17 protein-coding genes are annotated in these 22,432 nt (G+C 68.9%); 9 read left to right on the forward strand and 8 right to left on the reverse strand.

The features are described from left to right. Positions 1–91: 91 nt before the first annotated feature. Both FPJ27_RS31465 and FPJ27_RS31470 read right to left on the reverse strand, forming a co-directional pair. Positions 92–430, reverse strand: coding sequence for a P-II family nitrogen regulator (locus FPJ27_RS31465; RefSeq protein WP_006398637.1), 339 nt, complete (start codon positions 428–430; stop codon positions 92–94). 89 nt (positions 431–519) lie between these two features. Then, positions 520–2,241: an NAD+ synthase gene (locus tag FPJ27_RS31470; protein WP_204424087.1), complete on the reverse strand. Its 1,722-nt coding sequence runs from the start codon at positions 2,239–2,241 to the stop codon at positions 520–522. A gap of 109 nt (positions 2,242–2,350) precedes the next feature. Between FPJ27_RS31470 and FPJ27_RS31475 the strand changes: the two genes are divergently transcribed. Beyond that, positions 2,351–3,529: a GNAT family N-acetyltransferase gene (locus tag FPJ27_RS31475; protein ID WP_204424089.1), complete on the forward strand. Its 1,179-nt coding sequence runs from the start codon at positions 2,351–2,353 to the stop codon at positions 3,527–3,529. A gap of 95 nt (positions 3,530–3,624) precedes the next feature. On the opposite strand, the gene FPJ27_RS31480 is transcribed toward FPJ27_RS31475, so the two are convergent. Continuing rightward, positions 3,625–5,883 carry a glycoside hydrolase family 3 C-terminal domain-containing protein gene (locus FPJ27_RS31480; RefSeq protein WP_204424092.1) on the reverse strand — a complete coding sequence of 753 codons (2,259 nt, stop codon included), beginning with the start codon at positions 5,881–5,883 and terminating at the stop codon, positions 3,625–3,627. 151 nt (positions 5,884–6,034) lie between these two features. Between FPJ27_RS31480 and FPJ27_RS31485 the strand changes: the two genes are divergently transcribed. After that, positions 6,035–7,069 (forward strand): AraC family transcriptional regulator, encoded by a 1,035-nt coding sequence (locus FPJ27_RS31485; protein ID WP_204424095.1) that lies wholly within the window; start codon positions 6,035–6,037, stop codon positions 7,067–7,069. A 49-nt stretch (positions 7,070–7,118) separates the two neighbouring features. After that, complete coding sequence (locus FPJ27_RS31490; RefSeq protein WP_204424098.1) at positions 7,119–8,018, forward strand: GIY-YIG nuclease family protein; 900 nt, start codon at positions 7,119–7,121, stop codon at positions 8,016–8,018. Positions 8,019–8,073: 55 nt separating this feature from the next. Here the strand turns inward: FPJ27_RS31490 and ppa are convergent, their stop codons facing one another. Continuing rightward, the gene (gene ppa, locus FPJ27_RS31495) at positions 8,074–8,601 is read right to left on the reverse strand and encodes an inorganic diphosphatase (protein ID WP_034178734.1); all 528 of its coding nucleotides are present in this window, start codon (positions 8,599–8,601) and stop codon (positions 8,074–8,076) included. Between the two features lie 192 nt (positions 8,602–8,793). Here ppa and FPJ27_RS31500 point away from each other — a divergent pair, with 192 nt between their 5' ends. The 4 genes from FPJ27_RS31500 to FPJ27_RS31515 all read left to right on the forward strand — a co-directional run bounded on the left by FPJ27_RS31500 (position 8,794) and on the right by FPJ27_RS31515 (position 13,014). Beyond that, positions 8,794–10,233, forward strand: coding sequence for an aldehyde dehydrogenase family protein (locus FPJ27_RS31500; protein WP_072440956.1), 1,440 nt, complete (start codon positions 8,794–8,796; stop codon positions 10,231–10,233). An 85-nt stretch (positions 10,234–10,318) separates the two neighbouring features. Next, a complete protein-coding gene (locus FPJ27_RS31505) occupies positions 10,319–11,077 on the forward strand; it encodes an SDR family oxidoreductase (RefSeq protein WP_204424100.1) in 759 nt (252 codons plus the stop codon). A 226-nt stretch (positions 11,078–11,303) separates the two neighbouring features. Continuing rightward, positions 11,304–12,608: an MFS transporter gene (locus FPJ27_RS31510; protein WP_072440902.1), complete on the forward strand. Its 1,305-nt coding sequence runs from the start codon at positions 11,304–11,306 to the stop codon at positions 12,606–12,608. Positions 12,609–12,648: 40 nt separating this feature from the next. After that, positions 12,649–13,014, forward strand: coding sequence for a DUF4180 domain-containing protein (locus FPJ27_RS31515; RefSeq protein WP_239483339.1), 366 nt, complete (start codon positions 12,649–12,651; stop codon positions 13,012–13,014). A 118-nt stretch (positions 13,015–13,132) separates the two neighbouring features. Here FPJ27_RS31515 and FPJ27_RS31520 read toward each other — a convergent pair whose 3' ends face one another. The 3 genes from FPJ27_RS31520 to hemC are packed head-to-tail and all read right to left on the reverse strand — an operon-like array spanning position 13,133 to position 17,294. Further along, a complete protein-coding gene (locus tag FPJ27_RS31520; RefSeq protein ID WP_072440906.1) occupies positions 13,133–14,320 on the reverse strand; it encodes a heme biosynthesis protein HemY in 1,188 nt (395 codons plus the stop codon). Positions 14,321–14,322: 2 nt separating this feature from the next. Further along, positions 14,323–16,293, reverse strand: coding sequence for a fused uroporphyrinogen-III synthase HemD/membrane protein HemX (hemDX, locus tag FPJ27_RS31525; RefSeq protein WP_204424105.1), 1,971 nt, complete (start codon positions 16,291–16,293; stop codon positions 14,323–14,325). Beyond that, complete coding sequence (gene hemC, locus FPJ27_RS31530) at positions 16,293–17,294, reverse strand: hydroxymethylbilane synthase (RefSeq protein WP_034178741.1); 1,002 nt, start codon at positions 17,292–17,294, stop codon at positions 16,293–16,295. The genes hemDX and hemC overlap by 1 nt, the downstream gene beginning before the upstream one ends. A 207-nt stretch (positions 17,295–17,501) precedes the next feature. Here hemC and ppc point away from each other — a divergent pair, with 207 nt between their 5' ends. Further along, positions 17,502–20,516, forward strand: coding sequence for a phosphoenolpyruvate carboxylase (gene ppc / locus FPJ27_RS31535; RefSeq protein ID WP_204424107.1), 3,015 nt, complete (start codon positions 17,502–17,504; stop codon positions 20,514–20,516). Positions 20,517–20,653: 137 nt separating this feature from the next. Here ppc and FPJ27_RS31540 read toward each other — a convergent pair whose 3' ends face one another. After that, complete coding sequence (locus FPJ27_RS31540) at positions 20,654–21,406, reverse strand: class I SAM-dependent methyltransferase (protein WP_204424110.1); 753 nt, start codon at positions 21,404–21,406, stop codon at positions 20,654–20,656. 211 nt (positions 21,407–21,617) lie between these two features. On the opposite strand from FPJ27_RS31540, the gene FPJ27_RS31545 reads away from it, so the two are divergent. Next, positions 21,618–22,427 (forward strand): helix-turn-helix transcriptional regulator, encoded by an 810-nt coding sequence (locus FPJ27_RS31545; RefSeq protein WP_204424112.1) that lies wholly within the window; start codon positions 21,618–21,620, stop codon positions 22,425–22,427. Positions 22,428–22,432 lie beyond the last annotated feature (5 nt).

The raw sequence follows: 22,432 nt of genomic DNA on the forward strand, positions 1-22,432 counted from the left end.
AGAGGCGCGTATCGGTGCGGTACCCTACCGGGTATCGCACCGTTTTTTATTGGCGGGCCGGTTTCGCACGGCCCACTGACGAATACGGTGCTCAGACGGCCGCTTCGTTCTCTTCGCCGGTACGGATGCGGATCACCCGTTCGACGTCCGACACGAAGATCTTGCCGTCGCCGATCTTGCCGGTGCGCGCCGCGCCGATCACCGCGTCGATCACCTGGTCGACCTGCGCTTCCGCGACGACCACCTCGATCTTCATCTTCGGCAGGAAGTCGACCACATATTCGGCGCCGCGATACAGCTCGGTATGCCCCTTCTGGCGACCGAAGCCCTTCACTTCCGTCACGGTCAGGCCCGTGAGACCCACTTCGGCGAGCGCTTCGCGGACTTCGTCCAGCTTGAACGGCTTGATGATGGCTGTGATGCGTTTCATGATGGTTGTCCCTCAATGCTCGTTTGGATGAAAAATCGCGATCCCGATTGTAAGCCGTGCAGTAAGCCGTGCGGCAAGCCGCGCACGGGTCAGTCGAGACGCTCGGTAAAGCGTGACGTGATCGGATAGCGCCAGTCGCGCCCGAATGCGCGATGCGTGACGCGGATACCGATCGGCGCCTGGCGGCGCTTGTATTCGTTGATCTTGATGAGCCGCGTCACGCGTTCGACGTCGGCCTGCGCGTAACCGGCCGCGACGATCTCGGCGAGCGGCCGGTCTTCTTCCATGTACATCCGCATGATCGCGTCGAGTACGTCGTACGGCGGCAGGCTGTCCTGGTCGGTCTGGTTCTCGCGCAGCTCGGCCGACGGCGCGCGCGTCAGGATTCGCTCGGGGATCACGTTGCGCAGCACGTAGTCGGCCGTCTCGTTGCGATAGCGGCAGAGCCGGTACACGAGCGTCTTCGCTATATCCTTGATCACCGCGAAACCACCGGCCATGTCGCCGTACAGCGTGCAGTAACCGACCGCCATCTCGCTCTTGTTGCCGGTCGTCAGCACGATCGAGCCGAACTTGTTCGACAGCGCCATCAGCAGCGTGCCGCGGATGCGCGCCTGGATGTTCTCCTCGGTCGCGTCTTCAGCGAGGCCCGCGAACTCGCCCGCGAGCGACGCGCGGAATGCGTCGAACATCGGCGCGATCGCGATCTCGTCGTAGCGCACGCCGACGCGCCGCGCCATCTCCGCCGCATCGGTGGTCGAGATGTCGGCCGTGAAGCGCGACGGCATCATCACCGCGCGCACGCGTTCGGGCCCGAGCGCATCGCATGCGACGGCCAGCACCAGCGCCGAATCGACGCCGCCCGACAGCCCGACGAGCACGCCGGGAAACCCGTTCTTGCCGATGTAGTCGCGCACGCCGGTCACGAGCGCGCGGTACACCTGCGCATCCGTCGATAACTCGGGCGCGATCGCGCCGGGCAGCGGCCGCGCGCCGTCGAATTCGACGATCGCGTGCCCTTCGTCGAACTGCGGCATCTTCGCGACGAGCGCGCCCTGCGCGTCGAGCACGAACGAGCCGCCGTCGAACACGAGCTCGTCCTGGCCGCCGACGAGGTTCACGTACACCATCGGCAGCCCGGTCTCGCGAATCCGCGCGCGCAGGATGTCGATGCGCACCGCTTCCTTGTTCATGTGGTACGGCGAGCCGTTCGGGATCAGCAGCACCTGCGCGCCGGCCGCCTTCGCGATCTGCGCGGCCGACGCGTGCCACGCGTCCTCGCAGATGATCACGCCGTATTTCACGCCGTTCAGTTCGAACACGAGCGGCTCGGCGTCCGTCGCGAAATAGCGCTTCTCGTCGAACACCTCGGCGTTGGGCAGATCCTGCTTGCGGTAGGTGCCGACGATCTCGCCGCCGACGATCAGCGACACCGCGTTGAAAGTGTCGGTGGGCGGCACGCCGCGCTCGATCGGGCGGTTTGCATTACCATCGACGGCTGACGCGAGCGGAGCGCCGCCCGGCGGATCGCCGCCCACGCCGCGCAACGGATGGCCGACCAGCACCGCGAGCCCGTCGAACGCCTTCAGCGCGTCGGCGAGCGAGTCGAGCGCGGCGGCGGCCGCCGCATAGAACGCGGGCCGCAGCAGCAGGTCTTCCGGCGGATAGCCGGACAGCGCGAGTTCGGGCGCGACCATCAGGTGCGCACCATCGTTGTGCGCGGCGCGCGCGGCCGCGACGATGCGCGCGACGTTGCCGGCGAAATCGCCGACGGTGACGTTGATCTGGGCGAGAGCGAGTCGGGTCTTCATGACGGGATCGGCGCAGCCCGGCGGCGCGCCCTGAACGGCTGACGAAATCGTCCCGGACGCGGGCCACGGCGGCACGCGTCCGGCAACATCCAACGGTACGGATTCACGCTTGAAACACGAACGCATCGATTATCGCACGGGCATCCTGTCGTCTCCCGCGGAGGTGCCGGCCGAAGAATGGAACGCGCTGCTCGCGCGCGACGCGCAGCCGACGCCGTTCCTGCGCCACGAATTCCTCGACGCGCTGCACGTCGCGCGCTGCGCGGTCGACGATACCGGCTGGTCGCCGCACTTCGTCACGCTGACCGATGCGGGCACCGGCCGCCTCGTTGCCGCCGCGCCCGTCTACGCGAAGCAGCATTCGTACGGCGAATACGTGTTCGACTGGGCGTGGGCCGACGCGTACCAGCGCAACGACCTGCCCTACTACCCGAAGCTGCTGTGCGCGGTGCCGTTCACGCCGGTGCAGGGCACGCGCCTGCTCGCGGCCGACGACGACGCGCGCCGCCGGCTCGCGGCCACGCTGCTCGCATTCGCCGAGCAGAGCGACGTGTCGTCGCTGCACGTACTGTTCCCGACGGGCGACGAAGCGCGGCTCCTCGAATCGATGGGGATGATGCTGCGCGAAGGCGTGCAGTTTCACTGGATCAACGACGGCTACCGCCACTTCGACGATTTCCTCGCCACGCTCGAGCAGAAGAAGCGCAAGAACATTCGCGCGGAGCGGCGCAAGGTGCACGATGCGGGCGTGACGTTCCGGCGGCTCACCGGCGACCGGATCACCGACGCCGACTGGCGCTTCTTCTCGCGCTGCTACCGGCAGACCTACCGCGAACACTTTTCGAGCCCGTACCTGAACCTCGACTTCTTCCGCACGATCGGCGCGACGATGCCCGAGAACCTGCTGCTCGTGATCGCGGAAGCCGACGGCCAGCCGATCGCGAGCGCGCTCGCCATCTATCGGCGCGGCGAGCACGGCGGCGGCACGCTGTACGGCCGCTACTGGGGTGCGCTCGAACACGTGCCCTGCCTGCATTTCGAAACGGCCTACTATCAGCTGCTCGAATTCTGCATCGAGGCCGGGCTCGATACGTTCGAAGGCGGCGCGCAAGGCGAGCACAAGCTCGCGCGCGGTTTCCTGCCGACCGTCACGCACTCCGCGCACTGGCTCGCGCACCCGGCGTTCTCGGATGCGGTCGCGCGCTTTCTCGAACGCGAGACCGAGCAGATTCACGCGTACGTCGACGAACTGCGCGAACACGATCCGTTCCGGCGCGGCACCGAGTAGCGCGAGACGGCTCGTGCGCCGCCCGCATCGGGCGAATTCGGCGCAGGGCCGGCCGGGGCGCCGCCCCGGGCCTGCCCTGCACATGATGCGGCCGGTCAGCGCGCCGCGAGCGACACCGCCTGCGACAGCGCCTGCGGATCGCGCGACGACGCGGCGGCCGTGAGCGTATAGCTGCCCGCGCTCACCCGCCATGCATGCGTGCCTACATCCCAGGTCGCAAACCGCTGCGCCGGCACCACGACGCTGACCGTGCGCGCTTCGCCCGGCTGCAGCGCAACCTTCGTCCAGCCGACGAGCCGCTTCGGCGGTTCGCCGAGCGATGCGGGCAGCGCCGCATAGATCTGCACCGTCTGCACGCCGGCCCGCGCGCCCGTGTTCGTCACCGTCACGCCGACCGTCACGTTGCCCGATGCGTCAGCCGCCGCGGTCATCCCGGAGAGCGCATACGTCGTGTACGACAGCCCGTAGCCGAACGGGAACAGCGGCTCGATTCCCTTCGCGTCGAACCAGCGATAACCGTACGGGAGGCCTTCCGCATAGACCGATTGCCGGCTCGCCGGGTCGATCGCCAGTTGCGGCAGGTCGGCTTCCTGCTTCGGGAACGTCAGCGGCAGCCGGCCCGACGGGTTCGCATCGCCGAACAGCAGGTCCGCGATCGCCTGGCCGCCCTGCACGCCTGGATACCACGCGTCGAGCACGCCGTGCACGTTCGCGAGCCACGGCATCAGCACGGGGCTGCCGTTCTCGAGCACGACGATCGTGCGCTTCGCCTTCGCCGCGACTGCCGCGATCAGCGCGTTCTGGTCGTACTGCTGGTTGTACGGATCGGCCTTCGCATCAGGCAGCGACAGGCTCGCCAGGTCGAGCCCTTCCGTCTGCCACTGCGTCGCGAACACGATCGCGACGTCGGCCTGCGCGGCCGCGGTCGCGGCGGCATTCGCGTCGTTCCCGTCGAAATAGCTGACCGACGCGTTCGGCGCCTTCGCGCGGATCGCCGCGAGCGGCGCGGACTTGTACCAGGTCGCGCAGCCGCCGAACAACGTGCCGGCCGGCTGCTGGCAGGTCGTCACCGCATTGCCGTCGATCGCCGGCACCGCACCCGAGCCGCCGCCCGACAGCACACCCACGTCAGCACGCCCGCCGATCACGACGACCGACTTGAGCGCACCGGCCGCCAGCGGCAGCACGGGCTGCGCATCGCCGGACGCGGCCGCGTTCTTCAGCAGCACCGCGGATTGCCGCGCGATCGCGAGCGCATCGGCGTTGCCCGCCGCTTCGTCGATCGCACCGCCCGCCTTCGGCGGCGCGTCCATCACGCCGATGCGGATCAACGTGCGCAGCTTGCGCTGCACCATGTCGTTCAAACGCGCGACCGATACGCTGCCGGCCTGCAGCGCCACACGCAGCTTCGTGTTGAAGAACGAGCCGAGCGGCGCGTTGCCGTCGTCGGCCGCGCCCGGCTGTTCCTCGTCGAGTCCCGCCTGTACGGCCGCGACCGTCGAATGCGTCGCACCCCAGTCCGACTGCACGACGCCCTTGAAGCCCCATTCGTTCTTCAGCACCGTCGTCAGCAGATACGGGTTCTCGCACGCATACACGCCGTTGAGCTTGTTGTACGAGCACATCACGTTGCCCGGCTGACCGTCCTTCACGCCGATCTCGAACGCGAGCAGCTCGGCCTCGCGCATGGTCCGTTCGTCGACGACCGAATCGATCGTCATCCGGTTGGTTTCCTGGTCGTTGAACGCGAAATGCTTGATCGTCGCGATCACCTTCTGCGCCTGCGTCGCGTTCGTGCGCGCGGCGCTCAGCGTGCCCGCGAGCACCGGATCCTCGCCCATGTATTCGAACGTGCGGCCGTTGCGCGGCTCGCGCGCGAGGTTCACGCCGCCGCCGAGCCCTTCCGCGAAACCGAGCGCGCGCAATTCGAGCGCGATGCGCGTGCCGTAGGTGCCCGCGAGCGCCGTATCCCACGTCGCCGCGAGCGCGACCGGCGCGGGCAGCGCGGTCACGCGCGCGTTCTTCACGTTCACGCCGCCCGCCGAATCGGCGCTGCTGACGCCCGGAATGCCGAGCCGCGGCACGCCCGGGATGTAGCTCGCGCCGTTCAGCGCGTCGGCCGGAAACGGGCCGCCCAGGCCGAGTGCGGGCATGCCCGTGCCGTGCACGAGTTGCAGCTTCTCGTCGGTCGTCAGTTGCGCGACGAGCGCGGCCGCGCGCTGGTCGGCCGCGGCATCGGGGTCGGCCGGCGCAACCGGGCCCGGCTGAATGTCGTCGCCGCCGCAAGACGCGAGCAGCACCGTGAGCGCGCACGCGGACGCGATCGTCGAACACCGGAACAGCGAAGTTTTCATTGATCCTCCTGAATCGATCTGTTGTACTTGTTGCCACACTCCAGCGTCCGAGTCTAAAAATCGACCGGTCACCACGCTTGACCGGCAGGAGCATGCGTTGACCTCTCGCAGCGGGGACAAACCCGAACGGCATGACGACAGGGAGACAGACATGGAGTTGAGACAGAAATCGGTATCCGTCCGGATCTACCGCTGGCTGTGCGAAGACGCGCGCGCGAACGGCATCGACATCGCGCCGCTGTACGAGACGCTCGGCATCGGCCCGGCCGAACTGGCCGACGACACGCGCCGCATCGCGGGCGACCGGCACGTCGCCGCGATGCGGCTGACGAGCGGATGGCCGCTGTCCTGGCACCGCTCGCCGCCGCAGGCCGTGCCGTGGCTCGTGCCGTTCCCGGAGCTCGCAGGCGTCACGTGCAACGCGGCGACGCTGCGCGACGCGCTGCACGGTTACCTGCACTATCGCGAACTGATCGGCAACGTCGACTGGGTCTTCGCGCACGAGAACGGCGATGCGATCGCGCTCGAATACGTGAACGAAGGAGAGGGCCGGCATGCGGGCAGCGCGCTCGCGAACCTCGCGATCCTCGCGGCGCTCGCGCGCCTGTACGATCCGCACGTGCGCGTCGGCGACGCGGAATTTGCGGGCCGGGCGTTCGCGCCCGCGGCCGCGCTGCGCGACATGCTCGGCGCGCCGGTGTCGTTCGACGCCGCGCACAACCGCATCGTGCTGCGCTCCGCGCACTTCGACACGCCGTTCGAGCGCTACAACGCGCCGCTCGCCGGCATCCAGCGTCATGCGGCCGACGCCGCGCGCGACCGGGTTCGCGTGCGCTCGACGTTCGGCTCGTCCGTCGAGCAATGCGTGCGGGACTGGCTGCGTACCTCCGACGACGCCGACGTGCCGACCGACACGCTGATGCAGCACGTGTGCACGCGCTTCGCGATGTCGCGCTGGACGCTGCGCCGGCGGCTGCATCGCGAAGCCGTCGGCTTTCACGCGCTCGTCGCGCAGGCGCGGCTCGGCGAGGCGCGCGACCTGCTGCTGAATACGCAATTGCCGATCGGCGAGATCGGCGTGCGCGTCGGCTTCCGGTCCACCAGCGCGTTCACGCGTTTCTTCACGCGCGAACTCGGCGCGGCGCCGAGCCGCTTCCGCGACGGACACGGCGATCGGTGGCGTTGACGCATGCCTTTTCTGAGACACTGGCGGCTTCGCATCCCGCCGCCCTGCCATGTCCTGGTTTCTGTATCTGATCGAATGCGCTGACGACAGCGTCTACACGGGCATCACGACCGACGTCGCCGCGCGCTTCGACGAGCATGCCGCCGGCAAGGGCGCGCGCTACACGCGCTCGCGCAAGCCGCGCGCGGTGCTCGCGTCGTTTCCGCTGCCCGACCGGTCGAGCGCGTCGCGCGCCGAATACTGGGTGAAGCGACTCACACCCACGCAGAAACGCGAGCTGGCGGCCGGGTTGCGGACGCTGGAATCGGTGCTGCCGGTTGGTGTGGCGGTCGACGGGAGTGGTGAGGCTGCCGGGTTGAAGGCGGGTGCGCGCGGGCGGAAGAAGGTGAAGGCAAAAGCGGAGAACGTCGATAGCGCGACGAAGACGGCTGAAACGGAGCAGCCTGCCGCGAAGACCGCAAAAGCCGGGAAAGCCGAGAAAGCCGAGAAAGCCGAGAAAGCCGAGAAAGCCGAGAAAGCCGAGAAAGCCGAGAAAGCCGAGAAAGCCGAGAAAGCCATCAAGTCTGCGAAAACCGCGAAGACCCGACAAGCCGCCAATGCTCCAAAGGCGGCAAAAGCCGCGCCGATCGCGAAGAACGCGAAGACCGGCGGCGATGCGGTCGTAAAAAAGACCTCGTCGCGCGGCACACCGGCAAAAAAAGACCAACCGGCCGCGTCCCCGTCGTCGAAAAGAAAAACGTCGGCAGCCAGCAGCAAACCCGTCGCGCCCGCACCGGTTCGCCGCCGTCCGTCGGCCACGAAACCCGCCGAAGCCACCGAAATCTCCGTTGTCCGTCGCCGCGCCGAACGCGCGAAGGACACACTGGATACCACCACCCCGCCCGCACCCGCATCGCCTTCCGCACGCAAGAAAACCGCGCGCGCAAAACAAAACCGCGCGGCCTCCTGAGGAGACACGCGCGGTTTTGCGTTTCACACGAACCGGCCGTCCGCCGGCGCGCCGCTTACTTCTTGTAGTTCGCGGCGCCGTCGGTGATTTCCTTGTGCGCGGCTTCGATGCCGGCCCAGCCTTCGACCTTCACCCACTTGCCCTTCTCGAGCGCCTTGTATTGCTCGAAGAAGTGCTTGATCTGGTCCTTCAGGTACTCGGGCACGTCGTCGATCGACTTCAGGTTCGCCGTCATCGGGCAGATCTTGTCGTGCGGCACCGCGACCAGCTTGGCGTCGACGCCCGACTCGTCGGTCATCTGCAGCATGCCGAGCACGCGCGAACGCACGATCGAGCCGGCCAGCAGCGGGAACGGCGTGATCACCAGCACGTCGACCGGATCGCCGTCGCCCGACAGCGTCTGCGGGATGTAGCCGTAGTTCACCGGATAGCGCATGCCCGTGCCGATGAAGCGATCGACGACGAGGAGGCCCAGCTCCTTGTCCGCCTCGTACTTCACCGGATCGCTTTGCGCGGGAATCTCGATGATCACGTTGAAATCTTGCGGCAGGTCCTTGCCGGCCGGAACATGATTGAAGCTCATGAGCGCTCTCTGTAGGTCGATGGGAATTCGGGACAGGGCGCCGCGGCCGATGCACCGCCGCAGGCGTCCCTCAACGGAATGCGCCATTATAGCCAATCGATCGGTGGCGTCCGGATGACGATCGGCGCGATAATCGTTCCGGATGTCCGGCCGTCGAACCACAAGCGGCGTTGCATGTCGACAGGAGCAGGCATGGAAGAGGCGAAGCACTTCATCGCGGGCGAATGGACGTTGCCCGCGCAACTGGAAACGATCGCGGTCGTCGATCCGTCCGACGGCCAGCCGTTCGCGACGATCGCGCGCGGCACCGCGCCCGACATCGAGCGCGCGGTCGCCGCGGCCCGCGATGCGTTCGCAGGCGCATGGGGCGCCGCGAGCGCCGCCGAGCGCGGCCGCGTGCTGATGCGGCTGTCGGCGCGCGTGGCCGATTCCATCGAGGAACTCGCGGCGATCGAGGCGCGCGACACCGGCAAGCCGCTGAAGCAGGCGCGCGCCGACGCGGCCGCGCTCGCGCGCTACTTCGAGTTCTATGCAGGCGCCGCCGACAAGCTGCACGGCGAAACCCTCCCCTACCAGGCCGGCTATACGGTGCTGACGGTGCGCGAGCCGCACGGCGTCACCGGCCACATCGTGCCGTGGAACTACCCGATGCAGATCTTCGGGCGCAGCGTCGGCGCGGCGCTCGCGGCCGGCAACGCTTGCGTCGTCAAGCCGGCCGAGGATGCGTGCCTGTCGGTGCTGCGCGTCGCCGAGCTGGCCGCCGAGGCCGGGCTGCCGGCCGGTGCGCTCAACATCGTCACCGGCTACGGCCATGAAGCCGGCGCCGCGCTCGCGCGCCATCCGGGCATCGACCACATCTCGTTTACGGGTTCGCCGGCCACCGGCAAGCTGGTCACGCAGATGGCGGCCGAGAACCACGTGCCGGTCACGCTCGAACTCGGCGGCAAGTCGCCGCAGATCGTGTTCGCCGATGCCGATCTCGAAGCGGCGCTGCCCGTGCTCGTGTCGGCGATCGTGCAGAACGGCGGCCAGACCTGCTCGGCCGGCAGCCGTGTGCTGGTCGAGCGCGCGGTCTACGAGCCGCTCCTCGAGCGCCTCGCCACCGCGTTCAACGGGCTGCGCGTCGGCCCGAGCCGCGCCGACCTCGACTGCGGCCCGCTGATCAACGCGAAGCAGCAGCAGCGCGTGTGGGATTTCCTGTCCGACGCGCAGCACGACGGCATTCCGATGGCCGCGCACGGGCAGGTCGTCGCCGACGCGCCCGAAAGCGGCTTCTACCAGGCGCCCGCGCTGTTGCGCGACGTGCCGCCGTCGCACCGGCTCGCGCAGGAGGAAGTGTTCGGCCCCGTGCTCGCCGCGATGCGCTTCGTCGACGAAGACGAAGCCGTCGCACTCGCGAACGGCACGCCGTATGGCCTCGTCGCAGGCATCTGGACGCGCGACGGCGCGCGCCAGATGCGCGTCGCGCGGCGCCTGCGCGCGGGCCAGGTGTTCATCAACAACTATGGCGCGGGCGGCGGCGTCGAACTGCCGTTCGGCGGCGTCGGCCACTCGGGTCACGGCCGCGAAAAAGGCTTCGAGGCGCTGTACGGCTTTACCGCGCTGAAGACGATCGCGATCCGGCACGGCTGAACGCGCGGCACGCGAAACGCGGCCGGCAGCGGCCGGCCGCATCGCGCAACACGACGACTCTCATAACCAGCACAGGAGACACACCATGCGGTTGAGCGGCAAGACGGCAATCGTCACGGGCGGCGGCTCGGGTTTCGGCGAAGGCATCGCGAAGACGTATGCGCGCGAAGGCGCGAACGTCGTCGTCAACGACGTGAACGGCGCGGCGGCCGAGCGCGTCGCGAGCGAGATCGCGCTCGCGGGCGGCAAGGCGATCGCGGTGGCGGGCGACGTGTCGAAGCAGGACGACTGGCACGCGCTGCTGCAGGCCGCGCTCGACGATTTCCATTCGGTGCAGATCGTCGTGAACAACGCAGGCACCACGCACCGCAACAAGCCGGTGCTCGACGTGACGGAAGCCGAGTTCGACCGCGTGTACGCGGTCAACATGAAGAGCCTGTTCTGGAGCGTGCAGACCTTCGTTCCGTACTTCCGCGCACAGGGCGGCGGCGTGTTCGTGAACGTCGCGTCGACGGCCGGCGTGCGGCCGCGCCCGGGCCTCGTCTGGTACAACAGCACGAAGGGCGCGATGATTACCGCGAGCAAGTCGCTCGCGGCCGAGCTCGGCGCCGACCGCATCCGCGTGAACTGCATCAACCCCGTGCTCGGCGAGACGGCCCTGATGACCGAATTCATGGGCTGCGAGGACACGCCCGACAACCGCAGCCGCTTCCTCGCGACAATCCCGCTCGGCCGCTTCTCGACCCCGCAGGACATCGCGAACGCAGCGCTTTACCTCGCGTCCGACGAGGCCGAATTCATCACGGGCGTCTGTCTCGAAGTCGACGGCGGACGCTGCATCTAGCCGCACCGGGCTGTTCGCGTGCCGCGTCGGGATTCACCGGCCGGCACGGCATTCATGTATTGCTTCGCACGAAACCGGATCGGGTGCCGATGTATCGGCTCCGGTCAACCATAAAAACCGCAAAGCATGGGATCCAAGCAAGCGCTAAAGCGCCAACTTGGGTCGACCGCATAGCATGGGACCCAAGTAAGCGCTAAAGCGCCAACTTGGGTCGACAGGAGACAACATGGCAACATCGACGCAATCGCTGCCGGGTTCGTCCGGCGCATTCGAGGAAGCAACCTACCGCAAGGTGTCGTGGAGGCTCACGCCGCTCCTGCTGCTGTGCTACGTGGTCGCGTATCTCGACCGCGTGAACGTCGGGTTCGCGAAGCTGCAGATGGCGAGCGACCTGAACCTGAGCGACACCGTCTACGGGCTCGGCGCCGGGATCTTCTTCTTCGGCTATTTCCTCTTCGAGGTGCCGAGCAACATCATCCTGCACAAGGTCGGCGCGCGCGTGTGGATCGCACGCATCATGGCGACGTGGGGCGTGATCTCGATCCTGACGATGTTCGTCACGACACCCACGATGTTCTACGTGATGCGCTTCCTGCTCGGGCTCGCCGAAGCCGGCTTCTTCCCCGGCGTGATTTTGTACCTCACCTACTGGTATCCCGCGCACCGGCGCGGCCGGATGACGACCTTCTTCATGACGGCAGTCGCCTTGTCCGGCGTGATCGGCGGGCCGCTGTCGGGCTTCATCCTGAAAGCGTTCGACGGCGTGAGCGGCTGGCACGGCTGGCAATGGCTGTTCCTGCTGGAAGGCATCCCGTCGGTGCTGGTCGGCGTGCTCGTGTTTCTCAAGCTCGACGACCGGATCGCGAAGGCGAACTGGCTGACCGACGACGAAAAGGCGCTGCTCGCGCGCAACGTCGATGCGGAGGAAGCGACGAAGGAAGACCTGCCGCTCGGCGCCGTGATGTCGAGCCCGCGCGTGTGGCTGATGGCGCTGATCTACTTCTCGTTCGTGATGGGGCTCTACGGCGTCGGCTTCTGGCTGCCGACGATCATCAAGGCGACGGGCGTCACCGACACGTTCGCGATCGGCCTGCTGTCGGCGATTCCGTATGCGGCTGCGGTGGTCGCGATGATCCTGATCGCGCGCAGCGCGGACAAGCGCCGCGAGCGCCGCTGGCACCTCGCGATTCCGGCCGCGATCGGTGCGCTGGGGCTCGTGCTGTCGGTGATCTGGGCGCACCAGACCGCGCTCGCGATGCTCGGCCTCACGCTCGCGACGATCGGCATCCTGACGACGCTGCCGCTGTTCTGGAGCCTGCCGACCGCGTTCCTCGGCGGTGCGGCCGCCGCGGCCGGCATCGCGATGATCAACTCGATCGGCAACCTCGCGGGCTTCCTGAGCCCCTACCTGATGGGTTGGCTCAAGCAGGCGACGGGCGTCAACGATGCGGGCATGTACATGCTCGCGGGGTTCCTCGTGCTCGGCGGGCTGCTCGCGCTGTCGGTGCCGAAGCGGCTGGTCGACAAGTGATGCGCGGGGCATAACGATCATGTCGACGGAGCCAACCCTCGTGCCCCACCGAATCGTTCAGGCGGCCGACAGCCGCGTACTGGTCCTGGATCCTTCCGCCGGCCGCGTGCAGCGGGAAAGCGATGCGCTCGACCTCGTCGCGCTCGCGCACGAGCATGAAGCCGACTGGGTCGCGGTCCCCGCCGACGCGCTGCACGACGACTTCTACCGGCTCGACAGCGGACTGGCCGGCGCGGTACTGCAGAAACTCGTCAACTACGGCGTGCGGCTCGGCGTGGTCGGCGACATCGACCGCTGGCTCGCGCGCAGCGAAGCGCTACGCGCGCTCGTTCGCGAGTCCAACCGCGGGAAATCGGTGTGGTTCGTCGCGAACGAGGACGACCTGCTGCGCAGGCTCGGTGCGTAGCGTATAAAGCGTCCGGCGCCGGCTCGCAACGAACAAAAAATGCCCCGAAAGCCGATCGGCTTTCGGGGCATTTTGCGCGGCGCAGCGGGCCGCCGGCAGCAGGCGGTCGCGGCTTGCGTCAGACCACGGTAATCGCGAGCGCGCTTTCGCGGTAGTGCTTCGCGGCCTTGTCGGTTTCGCCGAGCTGCTCGAACAGACGCGCGAGCGCGCGATGCGCACGCACCTTCAGCGCCTCGTTGTCGGCCAGCTTCAGCGCCGCTTCGAGGAACGATTGCGCCTTGCCCCACAGTTGCTGCTGCTGGCAGAGACGGCCGAGCGCGAACAGCAGGTCGGCATCCTCCGGGTGATCCTTCTTCCACCCTTCCGCCTTCTGGATCAGCGGCAGCGCATCGGCGCCGGCCGTGTCCGGGTAACGGCGCAGCAGGCGCGCATCCCAGTTGTGCGCGAGCGCTTCCTCGACGATGCGGCGCGCTTCGTTGCGACGCTCGAGCGACACGAGCAGGTCGGCCGCGAGATCGGCAAGACGCGGCGACTGGCGCTCGGCCGGCGACAGCGACTGCCACACCTCGAGCAGCGCGTCCGGGTCGTGCCGGCGTTCGCGCAGTAGGTTTTCCGCGGCCTGCTGGCGCAACCGCACGGCCGCGGCCGGATGCAGCGCCTCGCGCTTCTCGAGCGCCTTCGCGAGCTTCAGCACCTCGGCCCAGTTCTTCAACTGCTGCTGTGCGCGCAGCGCAACCTGCTGCGCATGGATGCGCTTGCCGCCCGCCTGCATGTCGGCCAGCGCGGCAAGCGCGCCGTCGGCATCGCGCGCGTCCGCGCGCATGTCGGCCGCGGCGAGCAAGCGCGCGTCCTGCCATTCGGGTGCATCGACCTTCGACAGCCAGTCGTCGCGGCGCGTGTACTCGTGCATCCGGTGCGCGGCGGTGGCCGCGACGAGACTCGCGGCGCCCAGGTTCGCGTCGACCGACAGCGCGTCACGCGCGGCCTTCTCCGCGCGCGAGAACCGGCCCGCGTACAGGTTCGAGATTGCATCGCGCAGCGACGCCTGCGCCTTCTCGTTGCGCGAACGCGCACGATACGCGGCGACCCGCTGCGGCATGCGCCAGATGTTGCGCACGATGCGCAGCAGCGCATACACGGCGATGAACAGCACGACGATGGCGATCACGAACAGGTTCAGCGACACGTCGATCCGGTACGGCGGATAGACGAGCAGCACCTGCCCCGCGTCGAAACGGCCGACGGTGGCGAGCGCCGCGGCGATCGCGAACAGGATCGCGAGCCAGACGATTCCTCGAAGCGTCATCGTTACCCCCGGCTCTTGAACTGCTGAACGGCGTTCAGGCTTGTGTTCAGGTTCGGCACCGCGACCGTCAGCGATGCGCCGTCAACCTGCTTGAGCAGATCCTCGACGGTCTGCGTGTCCTTCGACGCCTGATCGAAATACTTCCCGAGCGACGCCTGCGCGGCGTGCAGGTCGGCCTTCATCGCGCTGTCGTTGCGCGCGAGCAGCGACAGCCGCGCGGTGAGCAGGCGCAGCTTCACGTTCTCGCGCACGAAGTAGCCCTGGTCGGGCGACGCGAGCATCGCGTCCGCGTTGTCGATCCGGCGCACCTGCACGAGGCCCTTCAACTGCTGGCCGAGGCCGGCCGAGAAGTCGTGCCACCAGACCTTCCAGCGCGGCTCGCCTGCCACGGCCGTCGATGCGGCGGCGGCCGGCGCGGCCTTCGGCGCCGCATGCGGCACGATCGCCTCGCCGGACAGCGGCAGCGCGTCGATCTTGGCGATCGCGTCGTCGAGCTTGATCGCGAGGCCCGTGAGATCGGCCGCCGGCGCGGCCTTCAGCTTCTCGATGTCCAGCGCGAGCGCCTTGCGCACCGTGACGGCCTGCGCGCTCTGCGACGTCGCGAGACGCGCGTCGGCGTTCTGCAGCGCGATCAGCGCGAGCTGCGTGTTGCCCGTCAGCTGAAGCTGCTGGCTCGCGCTCGACAGCATCTGGTCGACTTCCTCGAGCATCCACGCATCGCGGTTGCGCGACAGGTCCTGGTATTGCTGCTGCAGCGCCTGCTGCGCGCTCTGCGCGTCGGCGAGCTTGCCGTCGAGCTGCGCGAGCTGCGTGTCGACCTGGTGCGTGCTCGCGAGCGCCTGCTCGGTCTTCATGCGCGTCTCGGCCGCCTGCGCGTCGAGCGCCTTCTGGCGCGCGACGAACGTGCCGTCGAGCCGGTCGATCTTGCGGTTCAGCGCATAGCCGCCGACGCCCGCCGCGCAGCCGAGCACGACGACGACGAACCACAGCAGCGCGCTGCCACCGCGGCGCGCGCGCGGCTCGGGCGCGAGATAAGGGGAACTGGACGGCGGTGCGGATGCAGCGGCCGGCTGGGAAGCGACGCTTTTGGAATCGTTGGTATCTGTCATGCGTTTAGTCACCGGTGCGGCTGTCGCCGGTTGGACGGCCTCGTCGGCCATCGTTCGAAACGCGCGGACGATGCGCTCATCGCCCGCGCCGGTCAGCGTAATCCTATCAAAACCCAATGCGCGCGCGGTCTGCTCGATCCGCGGGTGCGGCGTCACGAGCGGCGCATGCTTCAGCGCGTCGATTTCGGCATCGTTCAGGTGCGCCCGCGCGAGTTCGTGCAGGTTGCGCACGCCTTCCGAGCTCGTGACGAGCCACGCATGCGGTGCGCCGTCGAGCAGCGCATGCACGCGCTCCCATGCGCCGACGCGCGGCTCGGGCACGACGCGCCGGTACGCGGCGACGAGCGTGACGTCCGCGCCGGCCTCGCGCAGCCGGTCGGCAAGCCATTCGCGCCCGCCGTCGCCGCGCACGATCAGCACGCGCTTGGCCGCCAGCGCCTGCGCGCCGCCGAACGCGGCCTCGATGCACGCGAACAGGCTTTCCGAATCGTAACGGGGCACGCCGCCGTCGGCCGGCGCCTGCGGCGCGATCACGCGATGCGCGGGCGCCGCGATGCCGTGCCGCTCGAGCGCCGCGACGCTGCCCGGCCCGACCACGCCGACCGGCAGCGCATTCGGCCAGATCGCGCCGTACTGCGCGAGCGCGCGATCGATCGCGTTCGGCGACACGAAAATCACGAGCGCGTAGTCGGCAAGCGCCGCGAACGCGGCGTCGAGCGGCGCCGGATCGTCGACCGGCGCGATGTCGATCAGCGGGAATTCGAGCACGTCGCAGCCGGCATCGGCCAGTTGCGACGCAAGCGCGTCCGACTGGCCGTCCGGACGCGTCAGGACAGCGGTGAACGCGCGCCCGCCGCCCGCCATCAGGCGTCGCCCTTGCCGGCCTGCGAGCCGGCGAGCAGCGCCTTGACGATGTCGAGCGCGCCTTGCGCCTCGAGTTCGTCGGACACCGCGCGGCCGAGCGCGAGCGCATCGGCGACGGTCATGACGGCCCCGCACTCCTCGGCCGTCAGCACACGCTTGCCGTCGGTCGTCGACACGCGGCCCGTCAGGTACAGTTCGCCCGCGCGCCACACCGCGTGCGCGGCGAGCGGCACCTCACAGCTGCCGCCGAGCGCACGCGACACCATCCGCTCGGCCTCGACCGCGAGCGCGGTCCGCGGGTCGTGCAGCGGCGCGAGCCATGCGGCGACGTCGTCGCGGTGCGCGGCGATCTCGATGCCGAGCGCACCCTGGCCGGCCGCGGGCGGGCTGGTCTCGACGTCGAGCAGTGTGCGGATCCGCGCTTCGAGGCCGAGGCGCTTCAGGCCGGCCGCAGCGAGAATGATCGCCGCGTAGTCGCCGCGGTCGAGCTTCGCGAGGCGCGTATCGAGATTGCCGCGCAGCGGCAGCACGTCGAGGTGCGGATAGCGCGCGCGCAGCATCGCTTCGCGGCGCAGGCTCGACGTGCCGACGACCGCGCCGGCCGGCAGCGCGTCGAGCGACGCGTAGTCGTTCGACACGAACGCGTCGCGCGGGTCCTCGCGCTCCATGATCGCGGCAAGCGAGAAGCCGTCGGGCAGCGCCATCGGCACGTCCTTCAGCGAATGCACGGCGAGATCGGCGCGGCCGTCGGCCAGCGCGCTCTCCAGTTCCTTCACGAACAGGCCCTTGCCGCCGACCTTCGACAGCGTGCGATCGAGAATCTGGTCGCCGCGAGTCGTCATCCCGAGGATTTTCACGTCACAAGCTGGATATAATTTGCGCAGCGCATCACGCACATGTTCGGCTTGCCACATCGCCAGGCGGCTCTCGCGCGAAGCAATCGTCAACGTCGCGGGCGGCTGTGCCTGTTGCGGCCCGGCCGCAAGGGTCTCGGAATTCATTGCTGGAACATCGAAGGACGGGATTGAAGACCGAACAATGGTAGCACGCACGCCCCGGCCCGCCCGGGCCCGGAGCCTGCGCCAGGCCGGCCGCCGAGCGGGTCGCGGCGCCGATGCGCGGATGTGCCGCACGTAGCTGGTTGCTTGACCGCAGTTCCCGCAGTTTCGCAGTTCCTTTTGACTCGAGCTTTCCCAAGGAAACCCATCGTGAAGTCTTCCGGATCGGCGCGTACGGCGCGCCGCAATGCTGCCCTGTCCTCCTCCGACGCCCCGACGGACACCGTCGCCACCGCCGCGAACGGCCGTGCGAAAACGGCAACGAAACCGAAAGACCCGATACATCAGACAAAACGCACGACGAAAGCCGCCGGCCCCGCTGCCCGCAAGGCCGGCGCGCCGAAGTCCGGCACGCGCACGCGCGAGGACAAGGACGGCCCGCTGTTCGAGGACATCCGCTTCCTCGGCCGCCTGCTCGGCGACGTCGTGCGCGAGCAGGAAGGCGACACCGTGTTCGACGTCGTCGAGACGATCCGCCAGACCGCGGTCAAGTTCCGCCGCGAGGACGACAGCGAAGCCGCGCAGACGCTCGAGAAGAAGCTGCGCAAGCTGACGCCGGAGCAGACGGTGAGCGTCGTGCGCGCGTTCAGCTATTTCTCGCATCTCGCGAACATCGCGGAAGACCGCCACCACAACCGCCGCCGCCGCATCCACGCGCTGGCCGGCTCCGCGCCGCAGCCCGGCACGGTCGCGTACGCGCTCGATCAGCTGAAAACGACCGGCAACGCGTCGAAGCGCCTGCTGCAGCGCTTCTTCGACGATGCGCTGATCGTGCCGGTGCTGACCGCGCACCCGACCGAGGTGCAGCGCAAGAGCATCCTCGACGCGCAGCACGACATCGCGCGCCTGCTCGCCGAGCGCGACCAGGAGCTGACCGCGCGCGAGCGCCAGCACAACGAATCGATGCTGCGCGCGCGCGTGACCGCGCTGTGGCAGACGCGCATGCTGCGCGACGCGCGCCTGACGGTCGGCGACGAGATCGAGAACGCGCTGTCGTACTACCGCGCGACGTTCCTCGACGAGCTGCCCGCGCTGTACGGCGACATCGAGGCCGCGCTCGCCGAGCACGGCCTGTCCGCGCGCGTGCCCGCGTTCTTCCAGATGGGCAGCTGGATCGGCGGCGATCGCGACGGCAACCCGAACGTGACGGCGCCGACGCTCGACGAGGCGATCAACCGCCAGGCCGCGGTGATCCTCGAGCACTATCTGGAACAGGTGCACAAGCTCGGCGCCGAGCTGTCGGTGTCGAACCTGCTGGTCGGCGCGAGCGATGGCGTGAAGGCGCTCGCGGCCGCATCGCCCGACCAGTCGCCGCACCGCGTCGACGAACCGTATCGCCGCGCGCTGATCGGCATCTATACGCGGCTCGCCGCGAGCGCACGCGTGCGCCTGGGCGAAGGCACGGTGCCCGTGCGCAGCGCGGGCCGCGGCGCGCCGCCCGTGCGTGCGATCCCGTATGAGGATTCCGAAGCGTTCGTCGCCGACCTGAAGGTGCTGACCGCGTCGCTCGACGAACACCACGGTACGTCGCTCGCCGCGCCGCGCCTCGCGCCGCTCGTGCGCGCGGCCGAAGTGTTCGGCTTCCATCTCGCGAGCATCGACCTGCGCCAGAGCTCCGACATCCATGAAGCGGTGGTCGCCGAACTGTTCGCACGCGCGGGCGTCGAGGCCGACTACGCGGCGCTCGCCGAGGAAGACAAACTCCGCGTGCTGCTCGCCGCGCTCGCCGATCCGCGCCCGCTGCGCTCGCCGTACTTCGAATACTCGGCACTCGCGCAGAGCGAGCTCGGCGTGTTCGAGAAAGCGCGCGAGGTGCGCGCGCAATTCGGCGCGCGCGCGGTACGCAACTACATCATTTCGCATACGGAAACCGTCAGCGACCTCGTCGAGGTGCTGCTGCTGCAGAAGGAGACGGGGCTGCTCGAAGGTGCGCTCGGCGTGCCCGGCGGCCATGCAAGGAACAGCCTGATGGTGATTCCGCTGTTCGAGACGATCCCCGACCTGCGCGACGCGTCGCGCATCATGCGCGAATACTTCGCACTGCCGGGCGTCGACGCGCTGATCGCGCACCAGGGCGCCGAGCAGGAAGTGATGCTCGGCTACTCGGACAGCAACAAGGACGGCGGCTTCCTCACGTCGAACTGGGAGCTGTATCGCGCGGAACTCGCGCTCGTCGACCTGTTCCGCGACCGCAAGATCACGCTGCGGCTGTTCCACGGCCGCGGCGGCACGGTCGGCCGCGGCGGCGGCCCGACCTACCAGGCGATCCTGTCGCAGCCGCCGGGCACCGTGAACGGCCAGATCCGCCTGACCGAACAGGGCGAGGTGATCGCGAGCAAGTTCGCGAACCCCGAGATCGGCCGGCGCAACCTCGAGACGGTCGTCGCCGCGACGCTCGAGGCGTCGCTGCTGCCGCAGTCGAACGCCCCTGCGCAACTGCCCGCGTTCGAGGCTGCGATGCAGACGCTGTCCGACTCGGCGATGGCCGCGTACCGTGCGCTCGTCTATGAAACGCCCGGCTTCACCGACTACTTCTTCTCGTCGACGCCGATCACCGAGATCGCCGAGCTGAACATCGGCAGCCGCCCGGCTTCGCGCAAGCTGCAGGATCCGAAGCAGCGCAAGATCGAGGATCTGCGCGCGATTCCGTGGGGCTTCTCGTGGGGCCAGTGCCGGCTGCTGCTGACGGGCTGGTACGGCTTCGGCAGCGCGGTGAGCGCGTATCTCGACGGCGCGCAGGATGAAGCCGAGCGCACGAAGCGCGTCGCGCTGCTGAAGAAGATGAACAAGACCTGGCCGTTCTTCTCGAACCTGATGTCGAACATGGACATGGTGCTGGCGAAGACCGACCTCGCGGTCGCGTCGCGCTACGCGCAACTCGTCTCCGACCGCAAGCTGCGCAAGCACGTGTTCGAGCGGATCGTCGCGGAATGGGAGCGCACGTCGAACGCGCTGGCGGAAATCACCGGGCACGAAGGCCGCCTCGCGACCAACCCGCTGCTCGCGCGCTCGATCAAGAACCGCTTCCCGTACCTCGATCCGCTGAATCACCTGCAGGTCGAGCTGATCAAGCGTCACCGCGCGGGCGACACGAACGCGCGGCTGCGCCGCGGGATTCACCTGACGATCAACGGGATCGCGGCCGGCCTGCGCAACACGGGCTGATCCGCATGCGGCGCGGACCCGTTCCGCGCCAGCCGGCATCGCAAAAGCCGCGCTACGCCACCGTACCCACGGTGCGTATCGCGGCTTTTTTCATCGGAAGGCCGGCGCACATCGGCGTGCCGCGCCGGCTGGCCCGGTCAATGCGCGTCGATCAGCAGCGCGTCATGCTCGAACGAACCGTCGGGCCGCACCGCGTAGTAGCCGCGCACCTCGTCGGGCGCATGTGCCCACAGCGCGCGAATGCCGGCGACGCTGTCGGCCGGCGTGCGGATGCGCGCGACCCACGTGTCGAAATCGATCGGCAGCCGCCAGCGGCTGTGCACGTGCGCGTCGAAACCGGCATCGCGGAACATCGCGAGCCATTCGTCCGCGCGGTAGTCGCGCACGTGCGACGCGTCGCGCAGCACTTCGGCCGCCTGCAGGTACGTGTCGAGCAGCGGATGGTCGTTGCCCGCGATGTCGATCATCAGCACGCGTCCGCCCGGTTTCAGCACGCGGCGCACCTCGGCGAGCGCCGCGCGCATGTCGTGCCAGTGGTGCGCGCTCATCCGGCTCACGACCCAGTCGAACGTCGCCGTGTCGAACGGCAGCCGTTCCGCCGGGCCCTGCTGCGTGCGGATGTTCGCGAGCCCGCGCCCGCGCGCGGCCGCGTCGACGGTCGCGAGCATCGGCGCGGCGAGATCGTATGCAACCACGTCGCGCACGTGCGGCGCGACCGCGAAGCTCGCGTGGCCGGCACCGCAGCCGAGATCGAGCACGGCGGCATCGGGCGTCGCGCGCACCGCGTCGGCGAGCGTCTGCAGATCGGCGCCCGTCGCGTGGACCGTGCTGGTCAGATAGGCGGCGGCCGTCGTGCCGAATGCGTCGGCGACCTGGTCGTGGTGTTTCATCGTTCGCTCCTTTGTGCTGTCGACCGGAGTGAGCGCTTCGGCGCTTGTTCCGGCCCCTGCAACGCGTTTTGTGGGACGCCCGCTGCCTGCCAGCGCGCGAGCCGCTACAATAGGCCTGCGTTTGTACCAGTACAAGTTAAGCAGTTATTCTGGTATTCGATACACCTGTCTGATCGTTGCCGCGCCCTCGCCTCCACTTCGCCGTTTCCGCATGAACCAGCCGTCCTCCGCTCCCGTCCCGCCGCTCGACGCCACGCCCGCCCGCGCGCTCGGCGAATTCATCCGCGCCCACCGCGAGCGGCTGTCGCCGCAGACCGTCGGCCTGCCGCCCGGCCCGCGCCGCCGCACGCCGGGGCTGCGGCGCGAGGAAGTCGCGCAACTGTGCGGCGTCAGCCCGACCTGGTACACGTGGATCGAACAGGGCCGCCCGGTGTCGGCGTCGGCCGACGCGCTCGCGCGGATCGCCGTCGCGCTGCAGTTGTCGAAGGCCGAGCGCGCGTACCTGTTCGAACTGGCCGCGCAGCGCGATCCGGCCGAGCCCGACGTCGCTGGCGGCGACCTGCCGCCGACGCTCGCCGCGACCGTCGCGGCGATCGCGACACCCGCGTACGTGCTCGACCGGCAATGGAACGCGCTCGCGTGGAATGCGCCGGCCGCCGCGCTGTTTTCCGGCTGGCTCGACGGCGAGCACGACCGCAACCTGCTGCGCTTCACGTTCATGTCGCCGGCCGCGCGCACGCTGATCGTCGACTGGGAAACCCGCGCGCGGCGCCTCGCGGCCGAATTCCGCGCCGATTCGATCCGCCACCTGGCCGACGCGCCGACGCGCGCGCTGATCGACGCGCTGACTGCCGGCAGCGACGCATTCGCGCAGTACTGGGCGTCGCAGGACGTGTTCGAGCGCGAAGGCGGCCTGCGCGAATTCGACCATCCGGCCGACGGCCGCCTCGTGTACCAGCAGATCACGCTGAAGCCCGCGCACCGCGAGGACCTGAAGCTGGTCGTGCTGGTGCGCGACTGAGCCGG

The organism is Burkholderia sp. MS455 (genome assembly GCF_016899445.1).
In the GTDB taxonomy this organism is placed as follows: domain Bacteria; phylum Pseudomonadota; class Gammaproteobacteria; order Burkholderiales; family Burkholderiaceae; genus Burkholderia; species Burkholderia pyrrocinia_C.

What these genes read in the sequence shown, in the direction of transcription:
- FPJ27_RS31470 (WP_204424087.1), bottom strand. Translation starts at nt 2,241, where the DNA reads ATGAAGACCCGACTCGCTCTCGCCCAGATCAACGTCACCGTCGGCGAT.
- FPJ27_RS31465 (WP_006398637.1), bottom strand. Translation starts at nt 430, where the DNA reads ATGAAACGCATCACAGCCATCATCAAGCCGTTCAAGCTGGACGAAGTC.
- FPJ27_RS31480 (WP_204424092.1), bottom strand. Translation starts at nt 5,883, where the DNA reads ATGAAAACTTCGCTGTTCCGGTGTTCGACGATCGCGTCCGCGTGCGCG.
- FPJ27_RS31545 (WP_204424112.1), top strand. Translation starts at nt 21,618, where the DNA reads ATGAACCAGCCGTCCTCCGCTCCCGTCCCGCCGCTCGACGCCACGCCC.
- ppa (WP_034178734.1), bottom strand. Translation starts at nt 8,601, where the DNA reads ATGAGCTTCAATCATGTTCCGGCCGGCAAGGACCTGCCGCAAGATTTC.
- FPJ27_RS31510 (WP_072440902.1), top strand. Translation starts at nt 11,304, where the DNA reads ATGGCAACATCGACGCAATCGCTGCCGGGTTCGTCCGGCGCATTCGAG.
- FPJ27_RS31485 (WP_204424095.1), top strand. Translation starts at nt 6,035, where the DNA reads ATGGAGTTGAGACAGAAATCGGTATCCGTCCGGATCTACCGCTGGCTG.
- FPJ27_RS31500 (WP_072440956.1), top strand. Translation starts at nt 8,794, where the DNA reads ATGGAAGAGGCGAAGCACTTCATCGCGGGCGAATGGACGTTGCCCGCG.
- FPJ27_RS31505 (WP_204424100.1), top strand. Translation starts at nt 10,319, where the DNA reads ATGCGGTTGAGCGGCAAGACGGCAATCGTCACGGGCGGCGGCTCGGGT.
- hemC (WP_034178741.1), bottom strand. Translation starts at nt 17,294, where the DNA reads ATGAATTCCGAGACCCTTGCGGCCGGGCCGCAACAGGCACAGCCGCCC.
- FPJ27_RS31490 (WP_204424098.1), top strand. Translation starts at nt 7,119, where the DNA reads ATGTCCTGGTTTCTGTATCTGATCGAATGCGCTGACGACAGCGTCTAC.
- FPJ27_RS31520 (WP_072440906.1), bottom strand. Translation starts at nt 14,320, where the DNA reads ATGACGCTTCGAGGAATCGTCTGGCTCGCGATCCTGTTCGCGATCGCC.
- FPJ27_RS31540 (WP_204424110.1), bottom strand. Translation starts at nt 21,406, where the DNA reads ATGAAACACCACGACCAGGTCGCCGACGCATTCGGCACGACGGCCGCC.
- hemDX (WP_204424105.1), bottom strand. Translation starts at nt 16,293, where the DNA reads ATGGCGGGCGGCGGGCGCGCGTTCACCGCTGTCCTGACGCGTCCGGAC.